This window comes from Paenibacillus thalictri, from assembly GCF_004307995.1.
Taxonomy (GTDB): domain Bacteria; phylum Bacillota; class Bacilli; order Paenibacillales; family NBRC-103111; genus Paenibacillus_AF; species Paenibacillus_AF thalictri.
The window spans coordinates 55,183-68,566 of sequence record NZ_SIRE01000023.1; the positions used below are offsets into that span (position 1 = coordinate 55,183).

The window sequence follows — 13,384 nt, forward strand, 5'->3', positions numbered from 1 at the left end:
CCAGCGTGAATCGCCAATATCGGGCCCCTATTCGAACAAGCCCTTCAACAAAGAAACAGCAGGTCTCCGATCAGGAGCCCGCTGTTTTTTTGTTGATTCTAATAGCCTACAGCGATGAGGGGCGGCTTCCTAAATACCGTCCTTATCACCACCTCAGCCGCTATCGGCAGAAGCACTATCGTTCCGTAAACGCCGATGGTATAGCTGGTGCTGTACGCGATCCCGAACCCATCATGAAGGAATGCGGTAATCAGGTGAATACACATATTCGTAAAACAAAACGCATAACTGCGGATCATCCATTTCCGGTGCTTCACTACCTGTTTCTTGCGAATTTGCACAATCGCCGTGACGGTCATAAGCAGCCAGACGATATTCAGCATATTAAAAGCGATGCTGTTCAACTTGCCTCCTGTAGAATAAGGGGCCATAAAACCGGAGGTCAAATCCACCATGATAACGGAAACGAGGTATAAGTAACCGTTTATTCTATGAAACTTGCGGTGTTTTGCAATAATCCGGTTAGAGAAGTTGATCAACCCGGACAACATCGCTATGCAGGCAAAAACAACATGAACGTTCATGATTTTCAACCACACCGGCACATTGAGCGGACGCTTCAAGTCCGTTTTATGGCTTAAAAAGCCCGCTGCTTGAGGGTCGTAAATAAAATTGACGTAAACCGCATAAACAACAAAAACAAACGATATTACAAATAAGATCGTGTACAATCGTCCCGGTTTCGGCATTTGGCAGAGCCCTTTCTTTTAACCATATTGGAGTAAGACGTGCTGTGATTCACGAACAGGAGTGGTACAATAGGATCAAACGGATAAGCTTCACCAGAAAGGATTCAGACCATGCGCAAGGGAGAAAAAACGAAAACTCACATCATCATGAAATCCGCGGAGCTGTTTAATCAAAAAGGTTATGCCGCAACTACGATGCAGGATATCATGGACGCCACCGGCCTGACCAAAGGCGGCCTATATCGCAGTTTCTCCAGCAAAGACGATATTGCTATCGAAGCGTTCAAGTACGCGGGGGAGGTCCTTTGGAGTCATTTCTCCGCGGCGACAGAAGGCGTGACGACGGCAAGCGACAAGCTGCTGGCGATGTGCGACGTATACAGCGACACCGTTCACAGTCCTCCGATGAGCGGCGGCTGCCCTTTCTTGAATACGGCGGTGGAGAGCGACCACTCGTTTCCCGTGCTGAGGGATCACGCTCTTGCCGCATACGAGCAAATGCTTGCTTTTATCCAAGGTATTCTGCAGCAAGGGATTGCTGCGCGGGAATTTCAACCGGATATGGATACGGAATCCGTCGCTTCTTTTATTTTCTCCTCAATAGAAGGCGGCATCATGACCAGCAGATTGACCCGCGACAACAAACATGTTGCCTATGCCAAACAGCATATTGAACGTCTGCTATTATCCTATAAAACGAGCTAGCCATTCAACCTGCCGGCTCCGGACTTAAGATATCCGCTCACCCATTAGCTTGGATGCAGGTAACAGACCGGCCTTAGCCGTTCCGTTCATTCGATTGCCTTCAACCGACACCTCGAACTTTAGATTCAAATGCATTGGTTTAGTGATGCGCTGAGACCAGCTGAGTATGCCTCCATTTACCACAGGATCGATGAAATGGGACGTCTCTTGGCCTTGCTTGGCTGTACCGCTAATCGTGCCATTGAACGCCGAAATATTCAAGGTGACAAGCATCTTGCCGATCGGCGTGGAGATGGTTACTTCCCATACCCCTTGAAAAACCGACTCATGGGTATGAACCCCGGCGTAATTGCCGGTTGCCGAGGGGGCTTGGATGAGCCGTTCAGATGCAGACGAAAGCTCCGTTTCGCCCGAAAATTGCGGCCCCTCCGGTACGGGGACAATGCCCCGCCGCTGCCACACAGTTCCGCGACGTTCATATTCAAAAAGCTTCTCCACTGCATGTGAAATTTGCGGACCTAACTCCCGCTCTACCAGATATAATGCCACATCCAGTCCCGACGTTACGCCGCCTCCCGAGATGAAGTTGCCGTCTTCGACCACACGCGCGGCAACCGGTACTGCGCCGGTCGCCCCCAGTACTTCCATTCCCAGATGATGAGTGACAGCATACCGGCCTTCCAATAAGCCGCCCATGGCCAATAGAAGCGATCCGCCGCATACGGTAGCGACAATAACATCCGGCTTTCCGAACGCTTCCCCTACCCTTTGGATCAATGTTGTCTCCGATGCCTTCTGCAGCAAGAACGGCACGGAATCCGGCCCGTCCCCTGCAACTACTCCCGATGCCCCGGGAACAAGGATGATTTTGGCGCGTTCAGAGTCGATCCCCCCGCTAGCGCAGATTGGAACACCGTTAGTTCCACTGGGAACAAGACGCTCTCCCTCAGCTGATACGAGCTCGGCGCGTATGGCTCCTCCGGAATAAGTTTCAGCGGCACAAAAGACCTCGAATGGCGCTATAGCATCAAGCAGATCAAATCCATCAAACAAAACGATTTGAACCAGCATAAAATTACCTCCTGTCATTTTTGAGACCGTACGGTTCGGTCTCTTTTATAGTACTTCAAACCATTGCCGTATGTAAATCCACAGAATGTGATCTTCTTATGAACTTTATAAAATGGAGTTTCATTTCAAGGCAGACCTGAGCAATTCATGCCGACAAACGTACAAAGAGCCGGGCCCCGCTGTCTGACGACAATCGGAACTCGGCTCCTATTTCATTTGCGTAACCTATTGAATGAGGTCAGACTTTTGCAGCAGGCGTTGAACCATGGCGGCAACTTCAGCTCGCGTGACCAGCGCTTTAGGCGCAAGCTGCTTATCGCTTCTTCCTCCGACAATACCTGCCTCCAAGCTGTCAGCGATGCCGGCTTGCGCCCACTCGGCAGCAGACAGTGCGTCTTCGTATGGACTTAACGAGAGTTGTTGCGTTTTGGCAGGAAGCTTACTCTTGAGTCCCGTGATATTCATTGCTTTGGCGATAATCACCATCGCTTGTTCCCGGGTGATGCTCTCGCCGGGCCTGAACGACCCGTCTTCAAAACCGCTGATAAGATGATTTGTATAAGCGGTGTGGATTACGCCGCTGTACCAGTCACCGGCCTTCACATCAGAGAACGACGAGGTGCCGTTTTCCAGTTTGAGTCCCAGACCGCGTACCATCATAGCGGCAAACTCAGCTCGGGTAATATGTTTCTCCGGACTAAACAGACCGTTTCCGGTACCGTCAATGACCATACGCGAACCCATATCGCTAATGGCTGCTTTCGCCCAGTGATCCGCCGTATCCCCGAATGTAAGCGGATGATAGACGACAGAGTACGTGCTGTTGGTCAAGCTGTTAATAACGGCAACGTATTTGCCGTCCTTAAATACGACCTTGGTCGGCACATGGCGAGTAGTCCCGTCAGGATCGACAACGACCCCGGTGGTGATTTTGCTCGGATCAATGTCCTCCGGTAAGGTGATGGTGCGTTCGACATAGGCATTAAACTGGGTTATTTCTACTTTTTGATCTCCATACGTACCGGTCACCGTAAAATTGATCGGCGGAACGACAAGTGTGAATGCCCCTTGAGACGCTGCCGTTTCAACCCGCTTTACCGTATCCGCTGACGGCTGTGCAATTTCGATCTGGATTTTGAGGTCTTGCAACGCTATCGAATTGCCGATCTGGTTCCGCAGAGCGTCAATGTTGAACTGCTGGGCCGGAATTTTGTAGGTGGCCGAGTCGGTTTTAATTTCCAGAACAGCTTGGCTGGCTTCCATGCTTTTTACAGCTTCTCCATTTAATTCGCCAATCACGACATTCGAATTCGATTTTACAGGAATCGTAACAACAGCATCCATGCCTTCCGCAGCAAGTGTGCTTTCCAGCTTCGTTTGATCGATCACTACGGTTGTAACGCTTTGACCGTTTATGGTTTCTGTCGAAACTTGGCCTGCACTCTCCATCTTGCCGTTAACCAGTATCTCCGCGCCTTGACTGGTTGTATCCGTTGATGCTGTGCCTGCTGACGGTGAGGTGCCGGAAGAAGAACTGCTGCTGGATGATAATCTCGTTATTACAGCTTCGGTGCTGGCGGAGGCCGGACTTTTTCCTTCGCCGTTAATCGCCTTCACCGTAAAGGTATAGCTGGTTAGCGGCATCAAGCCTGTAACTGTCACCGGGCTGGCCGTACCGGTTACGGTCACATCTCCCGGCGAAGACGTCACTTCATATCCGGTGATCGGGGTCCCCCCGTTATCGTCGGGAGCTGTAAATGAAACGAAAGCTTGTCCAATACCAGCCACTGCAGAGACGTTTGTCGGTATCGAAGGTACGGTAACGGGAGTTGCTCCTGCTTCATTGGATCCCGCGCTTATACCGCCCAAGTTGCCGGCTTTCACGATAAAGTAGTAAGGTGTCCCATTATTCAGTCCTTGCACGGTGTAGGCGGCATTCGTCACTGTGGCCGACGGTTCGGCGCCATACTGTCCGGAGACTGTTGTCATGTATACCTGATAATAGGTCGCTCCTGTTACGGTTCCCCAGTTCAATAAAACTTCACGATTCCCGTACCCGGCCGTCAGGTTTTGGGGGCTAGAAGGCGGATTTGGGATATTTACCGTTACTTTGGCTGCACGGCTTGTCGTATGAGCTGTTTGGCTGCCGTTAACCAAGCTGTTTGTGTTGGTTACTTCTGCATAATAATATGTAGCCCCGACCACCGTTGACGGCGCATCAAAGGCAGCGTTTGTTGCACCGTTAATCAACGTGCCGCCGCTGTTGCTGTTCGACGTATTGCTATACCACTGATAGCTGAGCGCCCCGGCATCGCTTATCGTTGCCGCTACCTGCAGATGGGCAGGCTCCTCTGCATACACGGTCAAATCCGCTGGCTGCGTGTCAATCGTCGGCGCCGCTGCGTTCACCACCGGCGTTGTATCGCTGATCGTCACCTTGAACGTCGGATCCGTTCCCGCGTTCATATCAAACGTAAACGTTTGATCGCCAAGCCCCAAGGTAGACAAATACTCCTTTTTGATCGTTACCGTATTGGCAATGCTATCAAAGGTATAATTGGTCTGGCCGATGCTGGTTCCATTTAGCGTGATGTCGCTTAACGTATTGCCGTTCAGGGCAATGCTGGTTGTTGCATTCGCCGGAGTATATTTATCGAACGAAGCGGTCGCCGGGGTTAATGTACTGCTAAGCGGTCCGTTTGTTATGGTAAAAGTTGCTGTCACGTTGGCAATAGCGTTATCCATATCACCATAGCTGGTATTATTCGAGCCTATTAAGGTAGCACCATCAACCCAAGCGAATGCCCCGTAAGGGAGATTATTCGTAGGCGCGTTCGCTTTAACCCTCACTGGAACCGTGATAAGCCGGATATTCCCGGTGGGAATCAAATTGCCCGAGCTTGCGGTAACCGTAAACATAATATCGGTATATTCATTACCTACATAAGCCGTGAAAGATGTGTACGTATACTTGGACGTGTCGGTGAGTAAAGGTCCCCGGCTCCATGTACCGTTATTATAGGTGTACACATTTGGACTGCTGTTAGTGACAAAAGGAGTCACTTCAAAATAGATCGAGGGAATCTTGACGTCGATCGTAGCCGACTTGAAGCCCGTCGAATCGAGCAGGTTCAAGTTGGCCAGATCGACGTTAAAGTCTACGTCTTGGCCTCGAGTAAATGTCGTTCCTGCTGTAACCACCGCACCGGTTGCTCCCGTTACAGCGCTCACAGTTCCCGTAAACAGGGATGCTGCGATGGTCAGTGCAACAACTGCCAATGTTACGCATTTCAGTAATTTGGTTTTAAAAGACATTTGTGTTACCTCCATTTTCTCTCCGATTTCATCTGAGGATGAGTCGCTCTCCATCTTCCTTGTCCCTTGCTATTGTATAAAAATGCCTCTCAACATTTTCTGAACATGCAAGGATCTCCCGTCATGCAAGTATGACGGCATCGAAGCATATTGGCAGTCTATGAAACGAAAAAAAGGCGTACAGCCTCAAATGCACTGTATGCCTTTCCTAGTCCGTATACTTACCTTACTCAAATCCGCTCATTACTGCGAATATACGCCAGCAGCCGGTCGCTGGCTTCGTCGATCATTTCATAAACCTCTTGAAAATTGCCGGTGTAATAGGGGTCAGGCACATGAACTTCAGCTGCGTTCCGGCGATTCCTCTGCCCGCTCCTCCCCATACAACTCGTCTAAATGGGCAATGTGCGCCACTCCCCAATCATTCATCGCCTGCAATAGAGGGGTCATTCGCTGGCCATATGCCGTAATGGAATATTCCACTTTAGGCGGGACTTGCTGATACACCTTACGATGAATAATATCGTGATACTCTAATTCTCTTAATTACTGGGTGAGCATCTTTTTGGTAATGTTCGGAATCGTCCGCTGTAGTTCGCTGAATCTCATCGTTAGGAAGCCTACAAAATATTATAAACCTGAGTACCGCAGATGAACAGAAAAAGGAGCCGACAAGTCATGAATGTGACGTTATGGATTGTGCAAGGAATGCTGGCATTAGGGTTCATATTTTCCGGATGGATGAAGGTGTTCCTGCAAGACAAAGCCAAGGTCTCCTGGCCTTGGGTGCATGATGTTCCAAAAGGTTTTGTTGCCTTTATCGGGATCATGGAATTGCTGGGGGCTCTCGGGCTAATTTTCCCTCAAGCGCTGGATATTGCGCCTGTGCTGACCCCGCTTGCCGCCACCGCTCTTGCGGTAGTCGTTTTTTGCGGAGCTGTATTCCATGTTAAGCGGCATGAATACCGGGAAATTGGCGTAAACATCGTCTTTTTGGCGTTGGCCGTATTCATTGCAATAGGTCGATTGTAAGTATTGAATAAACAAAATATTGGACTATGGTTATAGAAAGATATACCCGCCAAATGCTTAACAAAGGTCTTTGCGAACGATGTGTGCCTATTAAACAGTTATAGTGGGAAAAAGCGCAACAAAGAGGGCTGCTGCAGCCTGCTCGCCGGCAGCTGCCACAGTCCCTCTAACCCGCATCTCACTTATCTTTCTCTTTTACTGTTCCCCCGCGGCGATGGAACACGGGGTGCTGTTCCAGTCGCTTTAACTAGTTGCAGGTCCTGATACAAGGCACATCAGAGCAACTATTTTACGATACCTAGTTTCTTTAAAGACTCTAGACCGACGTATAGGCCATCACTTAATTCAATAAAAGAGAGACTTTCCGATGCAAACATCGTTCTCGGTTCGTTATCGACGAACTTCACGACATACAGGACCTGTTGGTTTTTCAAATCGTAGAAAGCCCTTTCGTATACACCATACTTGTCTTTCTTCGCATTATGAACGATAAAATCAATATCATATCTTTTCTTCAAATCTTTAATGCTTATATACCGCGTTTCAAAATTAACGGCTATATTAAAGGCCTTTTTGGCCGCTTCATCTTCAGCATTCACAGGCTTAGCCTCGGGCTTCGATTCTGTTTGCGAATTCGCCGGCTGCTGCGGTTCCGGCTCCGACTTCGCAGGCTGCTCCGTCTGCGTTTTTACGGGCGGTTTCGATTCCGGCTCCGGTTTCGCCGGTGTCTGCGATTGCGGCGCTGCTTGTTTCTCAGGCTCCGGCTTCGGCTGTACCGGCTGCTGCTGCTCCGGCTCCGAATTCTTCTCTGGTTCCGGTTGCGGCTTCACAGCTGTCTGCGTCTCTTTGGTGTCCTTATCCTGTTCCTTCGCGTCATCATCGACAGTTACATCCGTTACATCCGCTGCAGACGGATTTAAATAAATAGGCACTTCCCAATCGACGTCGCGGTGCTGTATTTCAGCAATATGATACGATATCGTCAATTCTTTCGGCTGCTGCAGCGGTTGATCGATAATCAGATTTCCTTGGAAGGTGACCTTACCGTTTTCATCCATGGCCGATTTTTTTTCAAACCTAACATCGTATTCTTGACCGTTCTCGTCCACGGCTTTCCACACATCAAGACCAACCGTGCCCTTGGCCAGCTCGCCTTGAACGGAAATGACGCCGCTTTTACCTGTGACTGGCGCCCCCTCCAAAACAACCCCCTTCTCGCCCTCTTTCGAATAAAAACCGCTAAACGTTAGTTTGTTGCCGTTGTTTTCCGCCTCCACCTTGTCGCTGTTTAAATCGGCTAAATTCAGCTTCATGCTGAAGTCGGCAAGCTCGTTTGAATAAACGGCGTACAACTTAAACTTAAGCTGCTCCGGCCTTTCCGTAAACGGTACAAACGAATGCCACCATTTCATACCGGCTTCATCGCCAAGACCGTTCATTCCGTTAGGAATCATATTTTTTTGAATGCTTAAGCTTTTATCGTTAATTTCATCCCAAGCTGCAACTACCGCTCCCTGTTGATCAAGCAGTTCGTATGCGAGCCTGTACTCTTGAATTTTATATCCAAGCAGGAAGGGCAGGCGGGGCTCGCCTTGCTTAAGCTCCTCCTTTAATCCGTTAGCGGCAATAATCTCTTTCTTCTTCCGGTATGCTTCAGGTTCTAAACCGGTTCCCAGTGAGAGAAGCGTCAAGCTCGGCGCCAGATCCATTCTTTTCAAATCGATCATAAGCCCTTGCGGTGTAGTATATTTCTTATTAATATTTATCGTTTTCGTAGCTTCTTTGGCTTTGACCATATCAATCGGGACATCCACTACCCAGTTCCCTGACGTATCGCCAATCTTAGTCCAGCTGAGCTCCACGGTCACTTCATCAGGCAGCGTCTGCTCATCTTTAATCGACTCGGTCAGTTCCCGCTCTACCATTAAGTATTCGCCTTTCTTGCTGTTGCGCCATCCCCCCATACTTGGATCGATCAGCGGATTTCCCGAGGTATCCTTAATAATAAATTGCAGGTCCCTGTAGGATTCTAGATCGATAGGGCGGCCGTCCTGATCTAGAGCCTCGCAGATAACGGCGATCCGCAACGTATCCGCCAACACTTCCTTCACTTCCAAAGTAATGCCCTGATCCGTTACACTCAGGCCTAATGGTTTTACAAAGCCTTCCCTATAAGCGTTTTTCATGCCGGGATCGATTTTTTCTGTACTATTAAAGAAGCTTTTCACATAATCCGCAAAGGTAGGAGATACATACGTTCCTAATGAGATGACTACGGCCAATCCGACTGCTGCAACCGTGGTTATTTTCATAATCGTCAGGCTCCTTTTTCTCCAAGTTTTCCAATCAATACGCCGACGTCCTTTGGCAGCAGGTTCGGCAGAATCAGATTCTTCCGGCAGATAAGGGGTGAGCTTATCCAGTATTTGCTGTGTGAACCCTTCGTCTATCGGCTCCATTTGCCCCATATCATCAAAATCTTCATGCTGATTAATCCATAACTCCAATTGTTCCTGACAATCCGGACAGTCTTGTACATGCTTCTCAAACTCGACGCTTTCCAGATGGGGAAGCCGGCCTTCCATGTATGCAGTCAGACCTTTAGCCTTCATACAATTCATACAAGGACCCCCCCTTTTCCCCTGAAGTAACCAAGCTTTTCCGTAATTTCAAGCGGGCACGGTAAAGGCGCATTTGCACGGTACTCACCGGAAGCGACAACTGCTCCGCGATCTCTTGGTAGCTCAAATATTGCTGGTGCCTTAATATAAAGACCACGCGATGATCGGGGTCTAATTCCCAGATCAATTTCTCGAGAGCCGAATTACGCTCCTTCTCTAAATAACTTGCCTCCGGGGTCTCGCAATGAGCCGCTTCAAACTCGAAGCTCACGGCAATCGGCGTACGTTTTCGTTTGCGAAGCTCGTCGATACACCGGTTTGACGCAATCCGGTATATCCAGGCAGAAAAGCTGTGCTCCGCTTTGTATTCTTTTAAATGGTTGTACGCTTGAATGAATACTTCTTGGGCGATATCCTGCAGGTCAGGCGAAGGCCCCAGCATTTTTCTCAGAAGAGCGAGAATCTGTCCTTTGTATTTATCAATGACGAAGGCAAAAGCCTGCTTATCCCCTCCCAGGACATCTTTTACAATATCTTGGTCTTCCTGCATACCTGCCCTCCTGTCAAAAAGATTTGCTGCGCAGCAAGTTCTCTTTTAATATGACGAATTTAAATTGGAAATCTTTCTTATTTGCCAAAAAAATTCTGAAATGCAAAAAAAACCATCAAACAACGCCGTGAACATAACGCTGAGATATTCCTAAAACATTGCTTCATTATGATGGGGGTATGACATCCGTGCAATTTTAAGGAGAACTATTATGACCAACGTAACGATTGCAAAACATTCGCCGAGTATTCGGCGATGGCGCGGCACAAGTAAAGTGCGCGGGGGGCTGCAGGCGGTTTGGGCGGGGAAAGCTTGGATTAGGTATATTGCGGTCATCCTTGTTGCGACGCTGCTTGCATGCTGGCTGACAGGTTGCGCCGCTTGGGCGCAATCAACGCCTCCCCCAGGCATTCCCCCGGATGCTCCGCCGCCGGGGCCTCGTGTCCAGGGCCTCATGACCGAGCCACCCGTCGACATGCCGTCTCCCCCACCGAAGGGATCCGGTCTCCCCTTGATGCAATACAGGCTGGGAGACTCTCCGATGGATGAGGCCGGTATGTTTGCCTGGACAAAACCTGAAGCAATGAAGGACTGGAACCGTATGCCGATGCCACCGGGCCCGAAGGTCGCTACCGAATACGCCTGGTTCATGACGATGATTCCTGTTGGCCCTACCGGCAAACTTGAAAATGACCCGTATATGTTGTTCAAAAACGCCCAATACGAATTTGAAGTTTACTCCGGCTCCGATTTCCTTTTTCGATATGGCCAGATGCAGGAGGGGGAGACGACCTCCCTGCCGAACAAACCGGTCTTTCTGTCTCTGGAGGGGCATTCGCCGGACAAACCGCTGTTTATCCGCCTCCATTCGCAACGGGACAGCGTCATAGCCGGTAAGATCGGCCCTGTTCTTTATGGTTCGCAAGCGGAGCTTAAGCTGGATCTGATTAAAGAGGATGTTTTGAATGGACTGAGCTTGTTCATTTTTTTCATCATTGGACTTGTGTGTTTGCTTATGTATTTTATTCATCGCGACATTCCCGCCAATTTATATTTTGCGCTGTTTTCGTTAGCGCTTTGCTGCAACCAGCTGTTTTCCTTAAGAAGTCTCGTATTTTTCTGGGATATATATTCACTTAGGATGTATACGGAAGATCTGCTGCACGGTGTGACGCTGTACCTGGCTATTTTATATTTTATTCATGTTCTGAAACCTGTCTTCGAGAGCTTGATTCACGGTACCGGTCTGGTCCTGCTTGCTGCCGGTGTCGTTATAACCATCGTAAGGCTGCTTAGTCCCGTAACATTCGAGAAATACAGCGGGGGAATCGCCGCCGCTACCAATATGGGCTTTTTTCTCCTATGTACATTGTGCTTGACGATAATTGCCTTATCGTTCCGCAGGCAGCAGGTCATCAACGACGCCAAATGGTTCATTGCAGGATTCTCTTTATATTTGATCATCAACATGATCGGTTATCCGCTGCGCTTGTTTATTGAGCGAAACATGGAATTCGCGAAGATAGCGCCTCTCGAATTTATACAAGTGCTCAACAATAGTCTGGACTACTCTTTGCTCTTCAGCACATTCTTCTTTGGCATCATCTCGTTCAAACGATACGCCGAAGTATATCGGGCAACCCGCAACTACAACCGGCAGTTGGCCAGTTGGAATCAAACGCTTGAATGGAAGGTCAAGGAGCGCACCCAAGCAATCCAGAATCTGCTTGACCACGCCGGGCAAGGTTTCCTCACCTTTAACGAGCAATTGATCGTCCAAGCGGAGTACAGCATTGAGTGCCACCGGTTGTTCCAGAAGGACATCTCCGGCCTTAGGTATGTGGATCTGTTATATCCCAACGATGCGGCCGAACAGGCACTCTGCGGGGAAATTCTTGATTCCGTTTTTCAAGAGGACGAACTTCGGCGTGATGTGATCTTGTCTCTCCTTACTGAGGAAGCAGAAGTGCTGGGCAAACGGGTGGCTCTGCAATATAAGTGGATACCGGGGCTTGAAGCATCTTGCGGAAGCGTCTTGGTTATTATCACAGATATCACCGCACGCATTCAGTTGGAAACCCAGATGGTCCAAGAGAAACAGGTGCTGCAGATGGTCGTTTGGGCCACCAAGCACTACAGGGACTTCAAGAACATAGTTGAGGAGTTCCGTACATTTGCGCTGGAAGGGTTAAATGAACTGCTCTGCCGGGAAATACCCGAAGAGATCAAGTGGGCGGAATTATCCGGAATCGTTCACACTTTCAAGGGCAACTTTGCTCAGATCGATTTTATGAATACGGCGGAGGGGTTGCACCGGCTTGAATCGCAGCTGACAGGATGGATTGATGCGGTTAACTATACGGCAAAGTCCTTAACCCCTTGCTCATTGAAGGAATGGTTGGGAGACGCCCGCCTGCTGGAGTGGTTGGAGAAAGATTTGCGCATATTGCGTGATATATTGGGGGATCGTTTCGATAGCGAAAACGAGGTGGTTTCGATTGAGCTCGATAGACTGCGGCATTTCGAGCGGCTGGTGCAGACGATTTTACCCGAACAGGAAGCCCGGATCATCATCATGGAGTTGCAAAAATTGCAGTATCGCCGGTTCAGCGAACTGCTCGACACGTATCCGGAATATACGGCGAAGCTGGCCGAGCGAACAGGCAAGGAGATTTATCCGATCCGGATCATCGGGGGAGATATGCTTGTCAATCCGGACAGGTATGCGGCATTTGCGCGAACCTTAATTCATGTATTTCGCAATATGATCGATCATGGCATAGAAACGCCCGAAGAGCGGGCTTCCGTGGGCAAGGAGCGGCGCGGTACGATTGGTTGCGCGGTGAGCGGTAACGAACAGCAAATTCAAATCCGTCTTTCGAATAACGGCAGAGAGATGAATTTAATGGAAATTAAAAATCATGCCTTGGACAAAGAAATTTGTACGGAAATCGAATTCAACGCTATGACTACAGAAGAGCAGCTTATGCTTATTTTCCGCGAGCGGTTTACAACCAGAAATACGATCAGCGAGCTATCGGGAAGGGGTATCGGCTTATCTGCGGTTCGGGAAGCACTGGACCAGCTAAAGGGAACGGTGCGGATCGAGAGCAGCGCGGAGCATGGCACCTCCTTCCTGTTTGAGCTCCCCCAACTGGATTGAATCCGTCCACGAACCAGAGATGGTTCCCAGGAGGGTTAGCGGAGAGACGATCAAGACGGCCAACGTGCGGTGTGGGGTGTAACCCTTTTTCTTGCAAAATTAGAGGAGCGCCAGGCGTCCGTCTCGTCCGGCTGAACACATGCCTCGCGCTCCATCGACATTTTCTCGCAAAATTTAA

Annotated in this window: 8 protein-coding genes and 1 pseudogene; 3 read left to right on the forward strand and 6 right to left on the reverse strand. The window is 49.3% G+C overall.

What is annotated here, in order from left to right:
* Positions 1-98 precede the first annotated feature (98 nt).
* Complete coding sequence (locus EYB31_RS28290; protein ID WP_131016834.1) at positions 99-749, reverse strand: DUF2306 domain-containing protein; 651 nt, start codon at positions 747-749, stop codon at positions 99-101.
* Between the two features lie 111 nt (positions 750-860).
* On the opposite strand from EYB31_RS28290, the gene EYB31_RS28295 reads away from it, so the two are divergent.
* A complete protein-coding gene (locus tag EYB31_RS28295; RefSeq protein WP_131016835.1) occupies positions 861-1,454 on the forward strand; it encodes a TetR/AcrR family transcriptional regulator in 594 nt (197 codons plus the stop codon).
* Between the two features lie 24 nt (positions 1,455-1,478).
* On the opposite strand, the gene EYB31_RS28300 is transcribed toward EYB31_RS28295, so the two are convergent.
* The 3 genes and pseudogenes from EYB31_RS28300 to EYB31_RS28315 form a co-directional block, all read right to left on the reverse strand.
* The gene (locus EYB31_RS28300; RefSeq protein WP_131016836.1) at positions 1,479-2,525 is read right to left on the reverse strand and encodes a DJ-1/PfpI family protein; all 1,047 of its coding nucleotides are present in this window, start codon (positions 2,523-2,525) and stop codon (positions 1,479-1,481) included.
* Positions 2,526-2,750: 225 nt separating this feature from the next.
* Positions 2,751-5,840 (reverse strand): S-layer homology domain-containing protein, encoded by a 3,090-nt coding sequence (locus EYB31_RS28305; protein ID WP_165452660.1) that lies wholly within the window; start codon positions 5,838-5,840, stop codon positions 2,751-2,753.
* A gap of 342 nt (positions 5,841-6,182) precedes the next feature.
* Positions 6,183-6,452: pseudogene (locus EYB31_RS28315) on the reverse strand (winged helix-turn-helix transcriptional regulator); the annotation flags it as partial.
* 96 nt (positions 6,453-6,548) lie between these two features.
* Here EYB31_RS28315 and EYB31_RS28320 point away from each other — a divergent pair.
* The gene (locus EYB31_RS28320) at positions 6,549-6,872 is read left to right on the forward strand and encodes a DoxX family protein (RefSeq protein WP_240762963.1); all 324 of its coding nucleotides are present in this window, start codon (positions 6,549-6,551) and stop codon (positions 6,870-6,872) included.
* Positions 6,873-7,156: 284 nt separating this feature from the next.
* Here the strand turns inward: EYB31_RS28320 and EYB31_RS28325 are convergent, their stop codons facing one another.
* Both EYB31_RS28325 and EYB31_RS28330 read right to left on the reverse strand, forming a co-directional pair.
* Positions 7,157-9,493 carry a DUF4179 domain-containing protein gene (locus EYB31_RS28325; protein ID WP_131016839.1) on the reverse strand — a complete coding sequence of 779 codons (2,337 nt, stop codon included), beginning with the start codon at positions 9,491-9,493 and terminating at the stop codon, positions 7,157-7,159.
* The gene (locus EYB31_RS28330; RefSeq protein ID WP_131016840.1) at positions 9,474-10,043 is read right to left on the reverse strand and encodes an RNA polymerase sigma factor; all 570 of its coding nucleotides are present in this window, start codon (positions 10,041-10,043) and stop codon (positions 9,474-9,476) included. The genes EYB31_RS28325 and EYB31_RS28330 overlap by 20 nt, the downstream gene beginning before the upstream one ends.
* A gap of 211 nt (positions 10,044-10,254) precedes the next feature.
* On the opposite strand from EYB31_RS28330, the gene EYB31_RS28335 reads away from it, so the two are divergent.
* A complete protein-coding gene (locus EYB31_RS28335; RefSeq protein WP_131016841.1) occupies positions 10,255-13,206 on the forward strand; it encodes an ATP-binding protein in 2,952 nt (983 codons plus the stop codon).
* Positions 13,207-13,384 lie beyond the last annotated feature (178 nt).